The sequence below is a fragment of the Endozoicomonas ascidiicola genome, assembly GCF_001646945.1.
In the GTDB taxonomy this organism is placed as follows: domain Bacteria; phylum Pseudomonadota; class Gammaproteobacteria; order Pseudomonadales; family Endozoicomonadaceae; genus Endozoicomonas; species Endozoicomonas ascidiicola.
On the sequence record NZ_LUTV01000002.1, the window covers coordinates 215,652 to 236,138 of the forward strand.

The 20,487-nt window shown below is 46.9% G+C and carries 20 protein-coding genes; 9 read left to right on the forward strand and 11 right to left on the reverse strand.

Going from position 1 to position 20,487, the window contains the following annotated elements; translation table 11 throughout:
• Positions 1 to 206: 206 nt before the first annotated feature.
• Positions 207 to 689: a YbaK/EbsC family protein gene (locus AKL11_RS05020; protein ID WP_067515531.1), complete on the reverse strand. Its 483-nt coding sequence runs from the start codon at positions 687 to 689 to the stop codon at positions 207 to 209.
• The gene (locus AKL11_RS05025) at positions 686 to 2,143 is read right to left on the reverse strand and encodes an aminoacyl-histidine dipeptidase (RefSeq protein ID WP_067515532.1); all 1,458 of its coding nucleotides are present in this window, start codon (positions 2,141 to 2,143) and stop codon (positions 686 to 688) included. Before AKL11_RS05025 ends, AKL11_RS05020 begins: the two co-directional genes overlap by 4 nt.
• A 378-nt stretch (positions 2,144 to 2,521) precedes the next feature.
• On the opposite strand from AKL11_RS05025, the gene pyrB reads away from it, so the two are divergent.
• From pyrB to AKL11_RS05040, 3 genes are all read left to right on the forward strand, one after another.
• A complete protein-coding gene (gene pyrB / locus AKL11_RS05030; protein WP_067515966.1) occupies positions 2,522 to 3,445 on the forward strand; it encodes an aspartate carbamoyltransferase in 924 nt (307 codons plus the stop codon).
• A gap of 24 nt (positions 3,446 to 3,469) precedes the next feature.
• A complete protein-coding gene (gene pyrI, locus AKL11_RS05035; protein WP_067515533.1) occupies positions 3,470 to 3,928 on the forward strand; it encodes an aspartate carbamoyltransferase regulatory subunit in 459 nt (152 codons plus the stop codon).
• A gap of 266 nt (positions 3,929 to 4,194) precedes the next feature.
• Positions 4,195 to 4,590 carry a porin family protein gene (locus AKL11_RS05040; RefSeq protein ID WP_067515534.1) on the forward strand — a complete coding sequence of 132 codons (396 nt, stop codon included), beginning with the start codon at positions 4,195 to 4,197 and terminating at the stop codon, positions 4,588 to 4,590.
• A gap of 33 nt (positions 4,591 to 4,623) precedes the next feature.
• On the opposite strand, the gene AKL11_RS05045 is transcribed toward AKL11_RS05040, so the two are convergent.
• From AKL11_RS05045 to AKL11_RS05085, 9 genes are all read right to left on the reverse strand, one after another.
• Positions 4,624 to 5,850: a threonine/serine exporter family protein gene (locus AKL11_RS05045; protein WP_067515535.1), complete on the reverse strand. Its 1,227-nt coding sequence runs from the start codon at positions 5,848 to 5,850 to the stop codon at positions 4,624 to 4,626.
• 505 nt (positions 5,851 to 6,355) lie between these two features.
• Positions 6,356 to 6,766: a nuclear transport factor 2 family protein gene (locus AKL11_RS05050; RefSeq protein ID WP_067515536.1), complete on the reverse strand. Its 411-nt coding sequence runs from the start codon at positions 6,764 to 6,766 to the stop codon at positions 6,356 to 6,358.
• A 145-nt stretch (positions 6,767 to 6,911) separates the two neighbouring features.
• On the reverse strand, positions 6,912 to 7,184 hold the full coding sequence (locus AKL11_RS05055) for an oxidative damage protection protein (protein WP_067515537.1): 273 nt from the start codon (positions 7,182 to 7,184) through the stop codon (positions 6,912 to 6,914).
• Between the two features lie 82 nt (positions 7,185 to 7,266).
• On the reverse strand, positions 7,267 to 8,727 hold the full coding sequence (locus tag AKL11_RS05060) for a protein adenylyltransferase SelO (RefSeq protein ID WP_067515538.1): 1,461 nt from the start codon (positions 8,725 to 8,727) through the stop codon (positions 7,267 to 7,269).
• Positions 8,717 to 9,664 carry an autotransporter outer membrane beta-barrel domain-containing protein gene (locus AKL11_RS05065; protein WP_253705176.1) on the reverse strand — a complete coding sequence of 316 codons (948 nt, stop codon included), beginning with the start codon at positions 9,662 to 9,664 and terminating at the stop codon, positions 8,717 to 8,719. Before AKL11_RS05065 ends, AKL11_RS05060 begins: the two co-directional genes overlap by 11 nt.
• A gap of 112 nt (positions 9,665 to 9,776) precedes the next feature.
• Entirely contained in the window at positions 9,777 to 10,349 is a 573-nt protein-coding gene (locus AKL11_RS05070) for a YbhB/YbcL family Raf kinase inhibitor-like protein (protein WP_067515540.1), read from the reverse strand.
• A 119-nt stretch (positions 10,350 to 10,468) separates the two neighbouring features.
• Entirely contained in the window at positions 10,469 to 11,554 is a 1,086-nt protein-coding gene (gene mutY, locus AKL11_RS05075; protein WP_067515541.1) for an A/G-specific adenine glycosylase, read from the reverse strand.
• Positions 11,555 to 11,613: 59 nt separating this feature from the next.
• Positions 11,614 to 13,674 (reverse strand): AsmA family protein, encoded by a 2,061-nt coding sequence (locus tag AKL11_RS05080; RefSeq protein ID WP_067515542.1) that lies wholly within the window; start codon positions 13,672 to 13,674, stop codon positions 11,614 to 11,616.
• Between the two features lie 135 nt (positions 13,675 to 13,809).
• Complete coding sequence (locus AKL11_RS05085; protein WP_067515543.1) at positions 13,810 to 15,807, reverse strand: SPOR domain-containing protein; 1,998 nt, start codon at positions 15,805 to 15,807, stop codon at positions 13,810 to 13,812.
• A gap of 240 nt (positions 15,808 to 16,047) precedes the next feature.
• On the opposite strand from AKL11_RS05085, the gene AKL11_RS05090 reads away from it, so the two are divergent.
• From AKL11_RS05090 to hisF, 6 genes are all read left to right on the forward strand, one after another.
• Positions 16,048 to 16,791: a hypothetical protein gene (locus tag AKL11_RS05090; RefSeq protein ID WP_067515544.1), complete on the forward strand. Its 744-nt coding sequence runs from the start codon at positions 16,048 to 16,050 to the stop codon at positions 16,789 to 16,791.
• Positions 16,792 to 16,895: 104 nt separating this feature from the next.
• On the forward strand, positions 16,896 to 17,489 hold the full coding sequence (gene hisB / locus AKL11_RS05095) for an imidazoleglycerol-phosphate dehydratase HisB (RefSeq protein WP_067515545.1): 594 nt from the start codon (positions 16,896 to 16,898) through the stop codon (positions 17,487 to 17,489).
• Between the two features lies 1 nt (position 17,490).
• A complete protein-coding gene (hisH, locus tag AKL11_RS05100) occupies positions 17,491 to 18,135 on the forward strand; it encodes an imidazole glycerol phosphate synthase subunit HisH (RefSeq protein ID WP_067515546.1) in 645 nt (214 codons plus the stop codon).
• 4 nt (positions 18,136 to 18,139) lie between these two features.
• A complete protein-coding gene (gene hisA, locus AKL11_RS05105) occupies positions 18,140 to 18,868 on the forward strand; it encodes a 1-(5-phosphoribosyl)-5-[(5-phosphoribosylamino)methylideneamino]imidazole-4-carboxamide isomerase (RefSeq protein WP_067515547.1) in 729 nt (242 codons plus the stop codon).
• A gap of 141 nt (positions 18,869 to 19,009) precedes the next feature.
• Positions 19,010 to 19,399, forward strand: a complete 390-nt coding sequence (locus AKL11_RS05110) for a DUF4870 domain-containing protein (RefSeq protein WP_067515548.1) — start codon at positions 19,010 to 19,012, stop codon at positions 19,397 to 19,399.
• A gap of 14 nt (positions 19,400 to 19,413) precedes the next feature.
• Entirely contained in the window at positions 19,414 to 20,187 is a 774-nt protein-coding gene (gene hisF / locus AKL11_RS05115) for an imidazole glycerol phosphate synthase subunit HisF (protein ID WP_067515549.1), read from the forward strand.
• Positions 20,188 to 20,487: the final 300 nt, after the last annotated feature.

Below are 20,487 nucleotides of genomic sequence, written 5' to 3' on the forward strand. Positions count from 1 at the left end.
GGAGGCAATAGAGGAATATATCGAAAAACATAACGAGAAGCCCAAGCCGTTTATATGGACAGCCAAGGCTAATGACATACTGGAGAAGGTAGTTCGAGCTAATTGCCGCTTAAGCAGCAAAAAGAACGGCGCACTACACTAGTTCTAGAAAAAGTTCCCTTACCTATGCAAAAAAGACATATTTTCAAAACTCAACATCCCCCGTTTTAAGCAGAGACTGTAACAATCGTTGGCTCATGGCCTGTTAAAGATAAGAAGTACCGGATAGTCTCCATAGGTGCAATGATGGTGGTTCTGTTGTTGCAAGGGTGGCATTGAATGGAATCTGCAGTCCAAACATCTTTATCCATCATCAGCTTTACCTTTCGTTCCGGATCGTTCACCAGGGCGAAAATGGACAGCGCTCCCCGATCCAGATTCAGCTGTTCTTTCAAATTATCGGCAGATGCCATCTGAAGCCGTCTCCCAGCCAGTTTACTGATGTGCTTCCAATCCAGATATTTGTGGTCTTCCATCACCAACAGATAAAACTGTCTGGCCTTTCGGTCACAGAGAAAGAGATTTTTAGCTCTGGAACCAGGCAATTCCGGGAACAAGTTATTGAACTCATCACAGCTGGTGACTGGCGGGTGAAACACCTTTATCCAGTCAGCGCCGTATTCTGAAATAAACCCATGAAGGTCGATCATGGAATGCTCTCAATGGTGGCTTTCAGTAGAGACCAGAACCGATCAACACTGGCAATATGAACCCGTTCCCATGGTGTGTGGGCATTCTCAATCTGAGGGCCAAAGGAGATCATGTCCGTACCGGGCATAGCAGCACTGAGAATGCCGCATTCGAGGGCTGCGTGAATGATTTTGATCTCAGGTTCTTTATGGAACAGCTTCCGGTATTGTGCTGTCGCTAGAGAAAGCACATTGGAATCAGCATGAGGTTGCCAGCCCGGGAACAGGCCTGTTTGTTTCACCTCGGCTCCGGTGAGCTGAAAAAGACCGGTGATGTTGTCTGCCAGCTCCTGTGTAGCGCTGTCCACAAGGCTTCGGGTGAAACAGTCAATGGATATACGGCCATTGTCCATTGTCAGGACACCAAGATTGTTTGAGGTTTCAACGACGCCGTTAAATTGATCGCTGTATCGTTTGATACCATGATGGCAACTATGTAAGGCATTGAGCCACATTGCCAAGTCTGAATCTCTGAAAACGGTGGCCGGTGCTTCTGCAGTAGAGCAGGCAAGATGAAAGTCAGGATCAATGTGAGCGAGCTCTTGTCGTATGGTTTGGCTCAGTTGGTCAATAATGGCATAGGCATTTTCGACCTGATCCAATCGAACGCCCACTAATGCTTTTGAGTCTCTTGGAATCGCATTATCCAGCACGCCACCATGGAAGCTGGCAAGGCTCAAACCACAGGGTTTGAGTGCTTTTAATAGTCTCGCCATGGTTTGAATGGCATTCGCTCGTTGATGGTGGATATCACAGCCAGAATGCCCCCCTTTTAAACCAGACATTTTCAGATCAAACCAATGATGTTCTTTTGGTGCAGAGACCATTGAGCACCGCTGACGAACTTCGACGTTTACACCACCGGCGCAGCCTATATAAAGTGAGCCGTCTTCTTCTGTATCCAGATTAAGCAGAGTTTTACCGCTCAACAGGCTGGCATCAATACCCTGGGCGCCAGCCATGGTGGTTTCTTCGGTAACGGTAAACAGCGCTTCAATTGGAGCGTGGCAGAGCGTGTTGTCTTCAAGAATGGCCATGATGGCTGCAACACCCACACCGTTGTCAGCACCTAGAGTAGTGTTCGTTGCAGTGAGCCATTCGGCATCGAGCCGTAAGGCAATAGGATCTTTCAGGAAATCGTGGCCACTGTCTTCTGATTTTTCGGGAACCATGTCCAGATGACTTTGCAAAATGATAGCGGGCTTGCCCTCAAACCCTTCTGACGCTGGCTTATAAACAATCAGATTTCCTGCAGTATCACGCACATGGTTCAGTTGAAGGCGTTCAGCAAAATCCGAAATATGTCTAATCAGTGCTTCTTCATACCCGGATGGGTGTGGAATGCTGGAAATGTTCTGGAAGTGAGCCCAGAGCGGAGCAGCAGATGTGCTATTAAGGTGATGTTCTACAGCCATTGAAGATCCCTTTTTTATTACATTAAAGTGCTTATGAACATTGTTGGTTGTTATGTGGGAAGGTGGGTTGACTTGAGTCACAATCATTAGAGAAAACAGAAATTGGCAGCGCTTCTCTCCCTTGACCTTACAAACTGTGTGCGTAGAATGACGCACAAATTTGATTCTCGACGTTGCTGCATAGTTCAGCAATTTTGAAGAAGAAACAGTGGAGAAAGGCGAAATTTTATGCAAATTAAGGATCGAATGGAAAGAACTGGTTATGAATCAGTCAATTCTATTGACCTTCTTTGCCGTTTCTCCTCTGTTGGTAAAAAAGCCCCTTGATCAGGGGCTTTTTTTTGGGCCATAAAAATGAAAGCAGTAGGTGAAAGACCAATGGAAAATCGGTTTCTAAACAGAAGTATAATCTCCATAGCCGACCTGAACCGGGAAGACATGGAGCAGGTACTGGACGTTGCGGCAGAGCTGAAAAAGAATCCACGGTCGGATCTGTTAAAAGGCCGGGTCGTTGCCAGCTGCTTTTTTGAAGCATCCACACGTACCCGTTTATCCTTTGAAACGGCGGTTCAGCGATTGGGCGGTAGCCTGATCGGTTTTGCCGACGGCGGAAATACGTCGGCCAAGAAAGGGGAAACGCTGGCCGATTCTATCAAGGTGATTAGTTCTTACACCGATGCCGTGGTGATGCGTCATCCACAGGAAGGTGCGGCTCGGCTGGCTGCAGAGTTTTCAAGCGTACCGGTGATCAACGGTGGTGATGGTTCTAACCAGCATCCTACCCAGACATTGCTGGATCTTTTCAGCATCAAAGAATGTCAGGGCACGCTGGATAATCTGAAAGTTGCTTTTGTTGGTGACTTAAAATACGGACGCACAGTTCATTCCCTGGCTCAGGCTCTGACACACTTTAACGCGGAATTTACCTTTATTGCTCCAGATGCTCTGGCGATGCCGGACTACATTTTGCAGGAGCTGGATGAGAAGGGTATCAAATACAGCCGCGCAGAAAGCATCGAAGAAGTGGCTCATAAGACAGACATCATCTACATGACCCGGGTTCAGAAAGAACGCTTTGATGAAACCGAATTCAAGCACATTGCCTCCAATTATGTGCTGACAAAAGCGGCGTTGAAAGAAGCACCAGAACATTTGAAAGTGTTGCATCCACTGCCAAGGGTCGATGAAATTGCGGTTGAGGTGGATTCAACACCGCACGCTTATTACTTTGAGCAAGCGCGTAATGGTGTTTATGCACGTCAGGCGTTGCTGGCTTTGATTCTTAACGAAACTGTTTGTTAAACGACTATCTGAGGGGGATATATTATGAACAAGAAACTTCAGGTAGAAGCCATTGGCACAGGTACTGTGATTGACCATATTCCTGCCGGCCACGGTGTGAAAGTACTTGACCGTTTGCAGGTATTAAACAGCGACGCACGCATTACGGTAGGTTTTAATTTGCCCAGCGACGAACTTGGTGCAAAAGACATCATCAAGGTAGAGGGTCGTCAGTTTACCGAGCAGGAAGCCAATGAGCTGATGTTGTTTGCTTCGTCCGCCACTATCAATGTTATTGAAGATTATAAGGTGGTGGGTAAGTTTAAAATGTCCATGCCGGAAACCATGACCGGCGTGCTGGCCTGCCCGAATTCAAACTGCATTAGCCACAACGAGCCGGTTCGGAGTCAGTTTTCTCTGAAGCAGGGAAAGAAAGATGTGATGATGAAGTGCCATTACTGCGAGAAATCGTTCAGTAAGAACATTGTGACAGAGCTGCATTAAAGAGCTGCACTAACATCATAGATTACGTCCGGGGGACTCTGTTATGACAGATAACCCCGGCACCGTCACAAATTTTAAGGGCGTGATAAAATGCCTGCTGATTATCAGGTAAGATGCCACGTTTACTCAAATAAGACTGCGATAATGAAGAAAGCAATTAGCCTTTCCCTACTGTTACTCTCAAGCACTTACCCAAAGACCATGGCACCGCTGGATCAATCTACGCTCAGATTGAACACCCTGTACCTTTACTCCCGAACGTTGCATTGAGAGCTACTGGCTTCGAAGGGGATAAGGATGGATTCAATACTGCAGACGCCTATGGCTATTACGAAATACTGGACAATAGCCTTGTATCCGTAGACCTGGGAGCAGGGCTTCATCGTATTGATGGCAGTGATCACTATGATGCAACATTACCCATGGTGATTGCAGATCTTGAGTTGTTGCCGAACAATGATCTGTCTTTTTATGCCAGGGCAAGTTATAGCAAAGGCTCCGATGATACTGCCAAGGATTTCGGTGCGGGTGCTCGTATAGAATTGTTCCCTGCTGTGTATCTGCAGGCGGGTTATCGTCAGTACACCGTTGAAACTGACGGCAGCCATGCCCAATCCGATAAGATCAAAGGCTTCACTGCCGGCATTCATTTGGATATGTAAACTAAATGAGTTGGGAGGTTTGCCTCCTTGCTCTTAAAGCAGTTTTCTCGCTGGAAACAGTAAGCGAGCAAAGATCAATCCTGCCAGAATCGACATAAACATCATGAATGTGTGTACACCAATCTGTGGTAGGTCGATAAAAGCGACACCATTAATGGCGCTGTCCAGCCCGATATACGCCTTACTTCCCGGAACCAGCAATACGACACCGTGCAACAAAATAATCAGCGACGATTTGTTGGTAATGCGTGACCAGATATTACTGTAGATCCCCACAAGCAAAGCACCAACAAATGGCCCCATGCCTTCTCCAAGGTACTCTGCACCAAAACGTGCCCCTCCGAATGCAATAAAGCAGCAAAGCAAACTCCAGGGGATATCTCGCAATCGGTTTTTGAAAACAATGACCAGCGATAGTGACAGTAATGGAATCGCGATCCAGTCCATCCATGCTGGAATATCAGATATTGGCACTGTGGCAGGTTGCTCCCAGAATAACTTAACCAATGCATTACCAAGAGCAGAACCAAAATAGAGTTTGCAAAGGCAGAGCAGGCTGTCCATTAAACGACTGGTGCCGGAAATCAAATGCCGTGCAGCAAGATCCTTTAATGCAAGGGTGATAGAAAGCCCCGGGATAAAAACAATGATGCCCGATAGAACCACAAGATGGACGTTTATCTGCGGAAACCAATAGCTGGCCATTCCTGAAAACAGTGCAGCGGCTAAAGCGACCAGAGGGTCTAGCGCTTCATTGCTGGAAGAAAATCGTTCTAACAGGCAAATCATACTGAACACAACTATACCTGCCAGAAAAGAAATCCAGACTTCTGCCCAGTTGAAGCCAATCAGCATCGCAAAGGCTGCGCTGGTTAAACCAAAGGCAAAGTAGGTAGTAGCCAAGCTGTAAGGGGCAGGCGCTGATAGAATTTCTTTCAGCTGAACAGACGCTTCAGCCACAGAAATAGTTTCACTGACAACGTCATCAACCAACTGGTCTGTTTTGGCAAGAGAACCAAGATCCAAATCGCCGGGCTTTACGCGGATATGATAATTGTGTCGTTTTGATGAAATCTCGGGAATCCACAACACAACGGTGAGCAAGGTCGGCGAAACAATAAAGTAACCTTCCAGCCCAAGAGTATGGCAGACGTTCAGCATATGGCTTTCAAGGCGGAAAGCCGGTGTCCCGAATTTATGCAGAGCCTGTCCCAGCGCTACCAGAAAATCACGGCGCTGACGGTAAGTCTTACGATCCACAATGTGTTGCTCAGGGTAATGGTCTCAAAGGGCTGGAAAGAATAGGGTTTATGGCGGTGCAATAGCAAGACCTCTGGTGATAAATACCATGAGAGTAGGGAGTAATAAGTGAACAGTTATCTTCTATTGTATTTAGGGGAACAGAATCCCTTACTTTTTCTTGTTTGACATTAAGTTAAGAGGTTGTCGCAAAACCCTCCAACCCTGACTCCCATGCTTTTATGCTCTTTGGGTATTGCGTGGGAGCCGGAAACCCTAATGTTTGGGGTATGGATTCCAACGCTGGAGCGAGGCTGTCGCAAAAGGTGTTTAAAAACAGATCTCGGTAACACGCAGGGTTGCCGACAATCAGCCTCTACAGCGCGGCGAGATGTCGGCAATTCTTGCAGAATTACCGACCTACGTGGTTTTGCGACAACCTCTGGAGCATGGGAACGAGGTTTCTGGACTTTTGCGACCACCTTGTTAAGAGTCCAGTGTAGTTTGTCGCAGGCTCAGACACTGATCAGGCCGTTGGAATAAAGCCTGCTTCCTGAAGGTGTTCAGTCATTTTATTAAACATGAGCTGTAACCCATTCATCGGGCGAATCATGACTTCAAAATGCACGATCTGACCCTTTTCATTCCAGCGAATAAGGTCGATACCTTTTATACTTTTCCCATCCACTTTAGCGGAAAACTCCAGAGCCATGTTTGTTTCGTGACCATCACTCTCAACCCATTGCCGGTGATATTGAAAATCTTCAAAGATCTCAATCACCATTTGTAAAATGTATTGGGTTACCGGGCGCCCCACCTTGGGCTTCCAGAGAGTTGGCGAATGAAACTCTACATCGTCATGCAATATGGCACTCAGTTGTTTCATATCTCGTTTGAACACAACGTTATGCCACTGATCCAGATACTGTTGGCTCATAAAGGCTCTCTTTTTATTGTTTGAATTAGCCGGTGATTCGTAACTTCTCAGCAACTTATCTTTTGATCTTAGCGGTGTCAAGATTGCGAGCCAAATGAAAATGTAATTCTCATTTGGCTGTATCAGGTCGGATTATGTGAAGGGCTTATTTTGTTTCAGGGACGTAACCATCAGCTGCATCCACCGCTTCACCTTTGAAGTACTTATCCATCTGTTCGGTGAGATACTGACGAGCCTCGGGCTGCATCAGGTTAAGGTGTTTCTCGTTGATCAGCCGGGTTTGGTGAACCTGCCATTCGGTCCAGGCTTCCTGTGAGACATTTTCAAAAACCCACTGGCCTTTTGGACCCGGCAGAGGTGGAACCATCAGGCCTTCTGCCTCTTTCTTAAGTCTTACGCAGTGAACCATTCTGGTCATGTTGTTATCTCGCTGTACTGGTGAGCTATTGTCGCTATCTTAACTGCGCTGTGTTCATCGTAAAAGCGATGTCTCAGGATTTCTAAGAAGAGCAGCTGACTTCCAGCTTTTTTCCCCATTCTGGCGGCTCGCTGGCGTAATGTTCCAAATTTGGATGCTCTTCAAAAGGTGCAGTGAGTACGGCCATCAGGCTTTCCATTTCCTGATAATCGCCTTTCTCCGCTTTTTCGATCGCTTGCTGGGCAAGATAGTTCCGGAGAATAAACTTTGGATTCACCTGCTTCATCTGAGTTTGGCGTGCTTGATGGTCAGTGTTGTCCGTTGCTAAACGAAGGTTGTATGCAGTTAGCCAAGGCTCGAATGATGCATGATTCACCCGCTCGGTCAGAGCGTGTTTGGCATTATCTGAGGGCAAGTCACAGAGCGTACGAAAGAAGATCGTGTAATCGCAACGGCTGTCGTGAAGCAGTTGGAGTAAATCGGTAACCAGTTGATCATCGCCTTCTTGTTTATTCGAAATGCCAAGCTTGTTGAGCATCAGCTCCATATAAGTGTCAGTGTAGATTTTTGGGTATTCATCTAGTGCCGTTTGAATCAGCTCGGCATTATCAAATAATGGCACCAATGCCTGCCCCAACCTGCCAAGGTTCCAGTGACCGATTTCCGGCTGCTGACTGAAGGCATAGCGTCCCTGATGGTCGGAATGGTTACAGATGTAATGCCAGTTAAAGTCATCTATAAAACCATAGGGACCGTAGTCAAAGGTGTCGCCAATGATGCTCATGTTATCGGTATTCATAACACCGTGGGCAAAACCGGCAGCCTTCCATTTGGCAATCAATTTTGCTGTACGACGGACGACTTCTGCGTAAAACAAACGGTAACCTTCATCGGTGCCGGCTTGTTCTTGCATATCTTCGAGATCGGAAAAGTTATTTTCAATGGTGTAGTCCGCCAGCGTCTTCAGAGCTTCGTGATTTCTGGTGTAGTAGAAGTATTCGAAGTGACCAAAGCGGATATGGCTTTTCGCCAGCCGCAGCAGGGTTGAGCCTGCTTCGGTGGTTTCCCGATAAACCGGTGTATCGCTGGAGACCACGCAGAGCGCCCGGGTGGTTGGAATACCAAGATGGTGCAATGCTTCTGATGCCAGAAATTCACGGATGCAGGAACGCAATACCGCTCGACCATCACCAGAGCGAGAGTAGGGCGTCGGGCCTGAGCCTTTCAGGTGTAGATCCCACTTTTCGCCTTGATCATTGACCACTTCTCCCAGCAATAATCCACGACCATCGCCCAGTTGAGGGCTATAACCACCGAACTGATGACCTGAGTAAACCATGGCAAGAGGGGCTGAGCCGGAGAAAAGCTCATGGCCGCCACAAATTTTTGTGAGCGCATCCAAGTTTTGAGGAGATGGTTCAAATCCGATGAGAGCCGCTGCAGATGAGCTGATAACCACCAGTTTTGGGTTATCCAGCGGTGCCGGGTTCAGCTTGGTGAAGAAAACATCGGGTAAGCGGGAAAAGGTATTATTAAAATTCATAGCGCATTATGGCTATAAACCCGTCGACTTTGAAGTTATCTGACCATTGGTGGGCGTATTTCAGAGTGAGAAATGTTTGATTTGCTTTTTCCAGCGCGAGGCCAAGATCAAACTGATAACGGCGGTGATCTGTGCTGGTGGCATCGATCATGAAAAGAGTGCCCGCCTTATCGAAACTGGCAACGACATCAATGGGATCATCTTTGAAATTATGAAAACCCTGAATGCCTATTTCGGGTTTAAACAGCAGTGCGTCTGTATTTAGGTTACCTATGAGCCTTAAACCTCCGCCCGCTTCTTTGATGCGGTATTTTTTATTGATGGGTTGGTTCCAAAAAGGCGTATTCAGCGGAAGTCTGGTTTGGCTGTGAATATTATCCGTTTCGATGGAATAGCGATTGAAAGATGCCCAAGGCTGCCATTGCCAGTGTTGTCCAAGAGCATACGTGTAGCCAGCCGTCAGGCTGAATCCTCGATGCTGGTTGTCATACCGAAGCTTATGCTGATCTTGATTGCCATGGTTTTCACCTCTGGCATATTGCAGCTGGCCATGGAAAAAGAAATTATCCTCATACCATGATGTATTAATGCCAACGATATGATCTTTTGTGTCTAGCTGGCTATTGTCGTCTTTGCTGTGGATATCTCCTTGAGCTGCGGTATAAAAAATGCCGGTTGTTATTTCCTGCTCTTCTCCCAGTGTTGTGTTCCAGCCTATGGAATAGCCGTGAGTTTGCATTTTGAAACCAGGTATCTGTTGTTGATACGCCTGATTTGCATGGTTATGGGAATATTGAACCCATAGGTTTGATGCAAAAATAGGTTTGTTGTCAGTAGCAGTGAGTTGCCAGTATTCCGGTGATGGCTCTAAGGCATTGACCAAAGATACTGGGAGACACAAGACTAAGATCAGCCCATACGTTTTCAGAAAGCACACCAATACGATAAATATCCAATATATAACCTTTCTGGAAGTGTAGAGCAGGTTTGCTCGTATGAACGTTTACTGTTACCCCAGACAGATATACAACATCGTAAGTATTCATGGATTAACGTTTGTTTGTTGGTGCCGTCAGTACAGCCTTTGCTAACATATGCTGGAGGATGTAGTAGCCAGCCATTGCCGGAGAGGCATTGCTATCAACATCCAGATTAGCAATATCCAGTGCATAGACGGTAATGTGGTATTGATGAGGTGTGGCGTCAGGAGGAGGGCAGGCGCCACCATAACCTTCAAAACCGAAGTCATTACGCAACATGCGAGCCCCTTTGGGTAATTGTTTGCCGCCTTCTTTCCCTGCATTTTCAGTAAGGCTGTGAACATCACCTGCAATGTTAATGACAACCCAGTGCCACCAACCACTGCCGGTCGGGGCATTGGGATCATACATCGTCACGGCAAAGCTTTTTGTTCCATCAGGTACTTTATCCCATTGAAGTTCAGGTGAGACATTTTTACCGGTACATCCCCAATGGTTGAAAATCTGCTGGTTGTGAAACGATTGACCATTGGTTACCTGAGGGCTTTTCAGGTTCATCGTGACCGTTTGTTTTTCCGCTCCCCAAGTAGAAAGGCTTATAGAGAGTAACCCTGCAACGAGAAGAGAAATTGTGTACTTCATTGTGCTCTCCGTTATCTGCAAATTTGTCATGCATATAAAGGTAGCACCTCACTTAAAAATTGAACGACGACAAACCTTTATTCTGTTTATTCTTGTTTGAAGCCGCTTCGCTCAGATCTTTATAAAGCTTTCTGCAACTTGCCAAGCAGTTTGCTGACTGGCGCTGCAAGCCCTAGTTCTGGAAGTGTTGCCAATGGGAACCATTTGAGCGAGTCGCCATCCTTGATGAAATGATTAGTATCACTATCAGGGTACTCAATAAATGACAGAGCTGGCGTAATATCCAGATGATAATGACTAAAGGTGTGCCGGAAAGGTTGCCAGAAATCACAATCACCCAGTTGCAGGCCAGTTTTTTCTTTTGCCTGCTCCTTAACCTGATCAAGACCTAAGACTTCTGGAAATCCCCAAAGGCCGCCCCATATACCCGATGGTGGACGTTTTTCCAGAAGAATCTCACCAAACTGGTTTACCACCATAAGCATGATGGTGGACTTTTCGGGTTTGGCTTTTTTGGGTTTGGATTCGGGGTAGAGTTTCTCATGCCCTAGTCGGTGAGCAACGCAATCACCAGATACTGGGCAGATGTCGCAGGTAGGTTTGCTTCGTTTACAGACTGTGGCACCCAGATCCATCATAACCTGAGTGTAATCACCGGTCCGATGGTCAGGTGTTAGCTGATCCGCCAGCTCCCAAAGCTGGTTGCTAATGGTCGTCTGACCGGGCCAGCCGGGAATGGCAAAGTAACGGGTAAGCACTCGTTTCACATTGCCATCCATAATAGGTGCCCGGATTCCCATGCTAATGGAAGCAATCGCGCCAGCAGTTGAGCGACCAATGCCGGACAGTTCCATTAGCTGTTCAACCGATTTGGGAAACTCGCCTTCAAATTGCGCAACCACCGCTTTAGCGGCTTTATGAAGATTCCTGGCGCGGCTGTAGTAGCCTAAACCACTCCAGTGGTGAAGCACTTCATCTTCATGGGCTGGCGCAAGGGTGAAAACGTCTGGAAAACGAGCCACGAATTTTTGATAGTAGGGTATCACTGTCGTGACCTGAGTCTGTTGGAGCATAATCTCGCTGATCCAGACCCGGTAAGGGGTTTTATTCTGCTGCCATGGTAGGTTTTTACGGCCATGGTGGTCGAACCAGTGGAGAATTTTCTGGCTGAAACACTGAGTTGTTACTTTGTCTTTTATGGTCATTTAGAATTTGATGTGAAACTTCTGACCGCTTTAGATAAATAGCGGTCAGAAGTTGTTTACTATTTAAAAAGGCCTTTTAGCAGATCCTTAACCGGCCCCTGTACCTTTTCTTCGATTTTCTGTTGCAGCTTATTACTCGCTACGCTGGAAATAACGTCGCCAATACGCTTGGTATCCACTCCGCATTTGGGTGCATCCAAAGCGCCGTGACAACGTACTGGCCAGGTGACGTTTACATAATCCTTGTTGATCTGGCAGGCCGGATCAGTGCCTGGCGATTCTTCGCCCCGGATATTCAGGCCAATATGATAGTCCATTTTCCGGTCCACAAGATTTACGTATCCATCCCCTTTCAGGTTCATGTTAGCGAGTGCGGCAATGAGGTTCTTGTTTTTGGCGACGCCATTGGCGATAACAAAGGTGCCGCTCAGGTCGGTAAAGTGTGTGATGCTTCCCCAGTCCTTTGTTTGCAGCTCTTTTTTGCGCACAAAAGCCACGGTTTCGCAGACCATTTTGTCGAAATTGGCTTCTGTGAACGCGCCTTTATCGATCTGGAAGGCGATATCACCATTGAGGTTTTTGGTGAGGGTGCTGGCGTACTGACCATGAGTGTTTAATTTCATGGTGGTATTGACGTCGCCTTCCACGGGTTTCAGATCAGGCAATGGTTTGGCTAGAGCGTGGAGACTGATACCTTTCAGGTTGCCGTTAGCTGCCATTTTTGGATTGCCAGCCTTACGCACATCAAGAGTAGACGTCAGATCAATCGTGCCCTGATAAAAGGCTGAGCCAATGTTGACTTCCTGCTTACCATTAGCCGCTTTAATGCCCACTGATGGTTTCTCGAATAGAAGTTTGGCGACCGTGAGGGATTCCAGCGTCAAAGAGCCATCCAGATTCAACCCGCGGAGCATGGCTTCAGGAATCAACGGGTGTTCTTTGGGTGGTGAGGATTGTGTCTGATTTGTTGTTTCTCTGTCGTTATTATTAGGGCTGTTTTCAGAAGCTACTGGCTCTGAACTGGTGGCTGGTGGAAGATATTTATCCACATTCAGGTGATTGCCTTTGAAAGCAAATTTCATATCACCTCGTTCAATGCTGGACATCTTGAAGTTCCCGTTCAGGGAGAAGTCGTCCAGTTGGAATGTCAGCTTTTCTGCATTCAGGCTTTGACCATTCGTATTGAAATGACTGTCAAAAGCGACTTTGGTCAGTGCCTTTGGGTCAGCCATAGGGGGGAGCTGAAGTTTGATTTGCTTTGCAAGATTGGCGGCATTAAATGCATTCACCCCAAGGTTGCCTTGAACCAACATCGGTTCCTGCTGGTAAAGAAGGTTGCCGACAATGCTGACGGTTTCTGCCTTGGCCGTATCCGGGCTGGCGCTGATATTCAGCTTTTCAAGCCGGTAGGTGCCCGCTTCCAGATTAAACGTCATATTACCCATGATGGATGTATTCAGTGCCAGATCGGGCATTTCTACATGGGCTTTCAGGTGGAAGTCAAAAGGTTGCTGGCTGCGAATAGCGCCGGTAGTCAGGCTGGCGTTATCAATAATGTATTTCTGGCCAGCTTGTTGATCGTCATAACTGATTAACAGGTCACTGACGTTTACACTAGCGATGTTGAGCTTGATTGCGGATGCGCTGGTGCTGGATTCCGTGCTTTTTGTGTCAGTTGTTGTGTCAGCGGGTTCAGACGTTGTTGCAGGTTGTTGTTTGGTCGTGACCGGCGCTGAGACTTCCCAGTTGCCAATCCCGGATTTATTTTTTACCAGTGTTAATTCAAGGCCTTTCAGCTCAAGGGTTTGCATTTCAATCCGTTTGCTCAATAACGGAATGACTTTAACACTGACATCAGCAGAACCCAGCTTTGCGAGTTTTGAGTTGTGCTTGCCCTCAACCGCAACATCGGAAAGAGAAAGGCCAACCCAGGGGAAAATCGACCAGCCAATATCGCCATTGATGTTTACCTTGAGGCCGGATTGATCATAAATCGTTTGGGTGATGTCGCCACGAAACTGGTTCGGGTCAATAAATCGTGGAAGGAGTGCTGCAGCAATGACAACCAGCAGAACCAATGCCGCCAGCAAAACGGCAATGAACTTAATAGCGCGGTTCATGGATAGCCTCAGGGAATGTCTGGGAATGGGTTTTAGATATTTAAATCTATCTTAACACTATTGTCGTGTAGGTAAATTTATATGGCAGGCGGATACGAAAAGCAGTCTCGAAAAGGAAGTGGTTAAGCCAGAGCGTTACAGCGTGGCTACGCTCAGTTTTTTCAGGGAATCCACAGGGCGGGTCCATGGGTGTAAAACGGTGGCAATGGTTTGCATTGACGGTGTTTTTAATGCACGAATGGCTTCCTGGCTATTTCTGTATTGTCCTTGCACAAGAACAAACCACTGTCTGCTGCCTTTTTGCACCCGCACGGTCATAGCATCCTGCAGCTGTGGGAAGCGCTGCTTAAGCTGTTCTATTGATTGCTCATTGGATGATGAGAACCACTGAATAGTGTATGCATCACCCGGCGTGTTCAGTAATGAGCTGAGTTGTTGCTGGTCATTATTTATAATCGGCATAGACTTTGGTTCAGGCACTCTTTGTGTCACTGTTTGTGGCAATGTCGAATAGTTGCTGGCGACTGGTTTTGCCCGTGAGCGTTCTGAGCGGCTATGGACAATGTACTCACGATTACCCGGATCATCAGTGCCGATCCAGTGTCGTTTCTGGATAGATGGCTCCAGTGCCGGGCCAACCCATGCATGGTTATCCTGAACCGTGTTGCCGACCATTGTCTGCAGATCAGCCACGCGCCTCACTTTTGGCGAGAAACGGGTAGAGATGCGTGCAAGAGATGGGGTCAGTAAGGCATCCAAAGCTGCTGCACGATTAACAAACAACATGCTCACCAGCATATAACGTTTTCGGTTGTTTCTATTGTAACGAACTATCTGAGTGTTCTGTAGTTCGCTGTAACGCAGCTGTGCTCGTTCCAGAGAGGCTTTTCGGCTGGAGCTCATCCACTCTATGGTATAACTTCTGGGGTTTGCTGTTAGAACATTCATCGCATACTGCAGCTGCGGATGGTAAGACGGTTCTCTGCGAAGCTCTCTGCGAAGCTTTGGTTGTTGAGCCGGTTTGTTGTAAGAAACGGGTTGGGTGTCTTGCAGGTTATAATCCACTTCGTGCGACGATTGCTGCTCGACTTTTGGGTTTCTATAGGCCGAAACGCTGGTGTGATTAGACTGTGATTTAGACAGTGAGTTGTCTGCGTTCTGGTAGCTCTGTTGTTGAGTGTTCCTATTATTGCCCGAGTAAGTTACTTCGTCGAATTCAGCCCCGTAGGGTAGAACCATCTCGCGGCCGTTCTCATAATCATTTTCATAGCCGTTCTCATAGCCACGCTCATAATTAGAATTGCTCTGGCGATTCGCAACGACCTCAACTTGTTGCGATGAGTAGTTATCATTATAAGTCGGTGGGTCAATGTATTGCTGATTAATATAGGGTGCTGTTTGTTCCGTGGTTACCAACAATGGCGTAGAGTAAGAAACTCGCTCTTGAGTCGGGTCTTGCCAGTTGTTCTTTGCAACTCGGTAGCTGGGATTTGAAACAACAGGGTTCAGCTTTTGAATGCTGGCCAGAGACCGAGTCCAGGGATAAAGCTCTCTTGCCATTGCCGACCTTGGTGGTGACTCCAATTCCACCATGGCATCAGTGCGACTTTTAAATGGACCATCGAGAAGCACGAACCAGGTATTTCCGGAACGTTCATATTTTGCAATCAGTGCGTCTTTAAGGACAGGGTACCTCTGTTTTAATGCTTCTAATTGTCCGCGCTCTTTTGCTGCCATCCATTGGAGCACGTATTGATTGCCCGAGAGATTTAATAAACGGTTTTCAGGGGCATTATTGATATTTGGTTCTGAAAAATCAGATTGTAAATTGTTTTTTGAATAAACAGGTTGGTTTAATGCTGGCTGCTGTGAAGTTGGTGAAGAGTTCGGCGGTGCCTGAATTGATTTTGACTTGTTAGTGTTGGTAGTGTTGCGGGCATAACGATAATTCGGATCCACCAAATTATTACACAGCCTTTGTTGCGCTAAGCCAGAATCGCATCGCCAAGATATATTGGAGGCCAATGGTTTTGGCGGCAACAGCAGACTTTCTGCAACGGGTGCAGAGAGTGAAGTCAAGGCGGCCACGACACAAAGCCGGAGTTGTTTTTCCTTAAACACTCGACCGGGCATGGTAATCAAATCCTTCTCTGTAAATTACACGATACCTGACAAATGACTAAAATCAACCCTTAATAGTCATCGCTTTTGTTCATTCAGGTCGCCAATATTAATCAGCGTCTGATTAATAGCTAAACTTAATATTCATCCTTCAGAGTTACTCGGGTGAATTATGATTTTCTTTACAGTTTTTTTGGAATTTGATTTTTTGTTTTTCTTATTCTGCTGATTTCTATATTCAAGGTGTTTGAAATGTTGAATTTAAAGTGCACTGTCTTCTATATATCTCGAAAAAGAATAACGGTGGTTTTATTTGGCGTTTTACTTTTCTTATATCCTTTTATTGCCCGTGCAAGTGAATGCTATCCGGTAGCCGATCAAAATAGTCCGCAATATATGATCGGGTATGGCGATTTGCTTTATGGTCAGTCAGAAAACAGAAACTATCAGCATGCCATACCCGTAAAGGTTGATGGCTATAAGAGAGGGTGGCTCACTAAAAGCGGTGCTGGTGATACGCTTAAAAAAACCGACCTTGGTGTCATGCAATCAGTGGGAAGTGTGTTTAACGGCATACTGTTTCCTATTACGCCTTCAGAGATTCGATATACAGACCGTCAGCAGATACAAACCTGTCGGATTCAGATACGCTCCGATCAATTAGCTGCCATGACCAGCAGCCGTATTCCAGAGCAAGGGCAGTTCTGGATTTATCAGACGCGCGCTAAGTTCTATGAAAAACCATCGTCTGACTACCCGATTCGTATATCCGCAGTGGATGAGTTTTTAACAGGCTGTATAAGGGTTGCAGAGCAGTTTCAGCTAAAGAGTTATCCTGAGGAATGTGTTGCAACTACCTGGTTCTGGTCATCCCACTGGGTAAATGATCGTCCCCAACCTTTGAAGCCAAAGCCTGCACAGGTTGATCGTAAAGCAGTCAACAAACTGCTGGAGAGTCTGGAGGGTGATATATTTGGTCAAGTCAGAGCTTATTAAATCCGGCGCTCCATATATACCCGTCGCGTAGCAACTTGAAATCCTTTGGGTATAATGCAGGCTCCCGGAAACAGAATATATGAATAATCCAACCGGAGATTTGCATGGCTCAGCGCAAGGCCAGTGTTGAAAGAAACACTCTGGAAACACAAATTCGTGTTGCCATCAATCTGGATGGCACGGGTAAAGCCACCTTCGATACAGGCGTACCCTTTCTGGACCATATGATGGATCAGATTGCCCGTCATGGTTTGATTGATCTGGATATCAAGGCAGCGGGTGATAACGAGATTGATGACCACCATACCGTAGAAGATATCGGTATTACCCTTGGGCAGGCATTTGCTAAGGCGGTGGGGGATAAAAAAGGTATCTACCGATACGGTCACGCTTATATTCCCCTCGATGAAGCATTGTCACGAGTGGTGATCGATTTTTCTGGCCGACCAGGATTGGAATACAATATCGACTTCACCCGGGCCATGATCGGTCGTTTCGATGTCGATCTGTTTTATGAGTTCTTTCAGGGCTTTGTAAATCATGCCGGTATCACCCTGCACATTGATAACCTTAAAGGCCGCAACGCCCATCATCAGATAGAAACCGTCTTCAAGGCTTTTGGTCGAGCCCTGCGCATGGCACTGACTCCGGATCCACGAATGGCCGGACAAATGCCATCCACCAAGGGAACGCTCTAGCATGCAAACGGTGGCTGTCATTGATTATGGAATGGGTAATCTCCATTCCGTCAGTAAGGCGCTGGAACATGTTGCCGATGCTGACACCCGAATCATTATCACCTCAAAACCAGAAGACATCCTTGCGGCGGATCGTGTTGTCTTGCCCGGCGTCGGTGCAATCCGTGACTGCATGGCAGAAATTATCCGGCACGGGGTTGATGATATTGTCCGGGAAATTATTAATACCCGACCATTGCTGGGTATCTGCGTAGGCATGCAGGTGTTGCTGGATCACAGTGAAGAGAATGGTGGTGTTGAGTGTCTTGGAATACTGCCCGGCGATGTGAAGCGTTTTTCTAACCCGCTTCAGGATGACGATGGCAATCGCCTGAAAGTCCCCCATATGGGTTGGAGCCGGATTCAACAGACAAATCCTTCCCACCCACTCTGGCAAGGGATTGAAGACAATAGCCGTTTTTACTTTGTCCACAGCTATCACGCTCATGTTGCTGATGCCTCGATGGTGGTTGGGAAAACAGAGTATGGCCTTGAATTTGATGTGGCTCTAAGCCATGAGAATGTATTTGCCGTCCAGTTTCATCCAGAGAAAAGTGCCGACAGCGGACTCAAGCTTCTCGAAAATTATTTGAAGTGGAAACCATAATAAGATGTTAATCATTCCAGCTATTGATTTGAAAGATGGTGCCTGTGTCCGTCTGCGTCAGGGTGAGATGGACGATGCTACGGTATTTGGTGATGACCCTGTGGCCATGGCAAGTCGTTGGGTAGACGCTGGATGTCGCCGATTGCACCTGGTTGATTTGAACGGCGCGTTTGCCGGCAAGCCAGTCAATGCAGAAGCAGTCCGCGGCATTACCAAAAAATACCCTGATTTGCCTGTGCAGATTGGCGGCGGTATTCGCGATCTGACGACAATAGAAGCTTATCTGGAGTCTGGTGTTTCCTGGGTAATTATTGGAACTAAAGCAGTGACAGATCCGGATTTTGTCAAGGAGGCCTGCCGACAGTTTGCTGGTCACGTGATTGTGGGCATCGATGCAAAGAATGGTTTGGTCGCTACCGATGGTTGGGCAAAAGTCACCGATGTTGAGGCTGTTTCTTTGGCGAAACAGTTTGAACAGGATGGTGTATCCGCCATTGTTTACACCGATATTGCCCGTGATGGCATGATGCAGGGTGTGAATGTGGAAGCTACACGACAATTGGCGAACAGTATGTCCATACCCGTTATCGCTTCTGGTGGTATCACTAATATGGATGATATTCGTGCTCTGAAAGCTGTATCCCATGAAGGCATTGAAGGCGCCATTACTGGCCGTGCAATCTATGAAGGTTCTCTGGATCTTGGAGAAGCTCAGCGTTATTGTCTTCAGTAACGATTTATACCCGTCGCCTTTCAAGTTGCTACTTTGTTGGCTTCGCTCGCTCACCCCAATCACCTACTATTCGTAGGCTCATGGGGATTCACTCGGTTGCCGCCGCGTAGCAACTTGAAATCCTTTGGGTATAGAGACCACATGATGAAAGATTCAGAATTTCCACCAGTCAATAGTCCGAGCATCAATCGGGATGATAAAAACATGGCGGTGCTATCGCACCTGCTGCCATTGTTTGGCTTTATGGTGCCTGGGCTCAGCATTGTTATTCCCCTGCTTATCTGGCTTTGGAAAAGGGATTCATCCCCATACATTGAGCACCATGCCCGGGAATCTCTGAATTTTCAGATTACTCTTGCTTTACTGATTGCCGTTTGGGTTGCGCTCAAACTGATGTTGGTGGGGTTCTTACTGCTGCCATTAGTTCCGATTATCGCCATTGTGGTGTTGATATTTATGGTGCGAGCTGCCATGAAGGCGGGCAATGGCGAGTTTTATCGCTACCCGATGACGCTGCGGTTGGTTAATTAAAAGAAGGTGCTGTAATGGGACTGGCTAAAAGAATAATTCCCTGTCTCGATGTCGAAAATGGGCGAGTCGTCAAAGGCGTTCAGTTTCTGGATATTCGTGATGCCGGTGACCCGGTAGAAGTCGCCCGTCGTTATAATGATGAAGGGGCGGACGAAATCACCTTTCTGGATATTACTGCCAGCCACGAAGGAAGAGATACCACGGTTCATACGGTAGAACGAATGGCCAGCGAAGTATTTATCCCTCTCACAGTAGGCGGGGGTATTCGCAAAGTCGAAGATATTCGCACCATGCTGAATGCCGGAGCCGATAAAGTCGGCATTAACACTGCCGCAGTGTTTAATCCGGACTTTGTTAAAGAAGCTGCGGATCGTTTTGGTTCTCAATGCATCGTTGTCGCCATTGACGCCAAGAAAGTCAGCCAGCCTGGAGAAAAAGATCGCTGGGAAATCTTTACCCACGGTGGCAGAAAACCAACCGGGCTAGATGCAGTTGAATGGGCCATGAAAATGGAAGCCTTTGGTGCTGGTGAACTGTTACTGACCAGCATGGATCAGGATGGTGTTAAAAACGGCTATGATCTTGGAGTGACCCTGGCTATTTCGGAAGCGACGGGAATTCCGGTAATTGCTTCAGGGGGTGCCGGAAACCTGGATCACCTGGTTGCCGGCGTTAAAGAAGGAAAGGCCGACGCGGTTCTTGCGGCCAGTATTTTTCATTTTGGGCAGTATTCTATTCCGGAGGCCAAGCAATACATGGCAGGACAAGGAATCGAAATGAGGCTTTAAATTGGCGGTTCATTCTCTTCTGGCTGGCCATCTAAGCCTTGTGGATTAAGAGTAAGCATCTCTGTTGATGAGTGTATTTTAGCATCGTCGAAGCTACGGGGCGTGTATTTTGCCAGCAATTCCCGCCGAGTTGATTAAAGTCAATAATATCAAGGGCTAGAGACTGATCTACTAGTTCAGAAATCGCAGACTATTAAGTAACATATACGACATTACATCATCATTGTCATTTTACTGTGAAACCATCTAACCGAAAGACGATTGCTGAGAAACTGATCAAAATAGTTTCAAAAGAAGCTG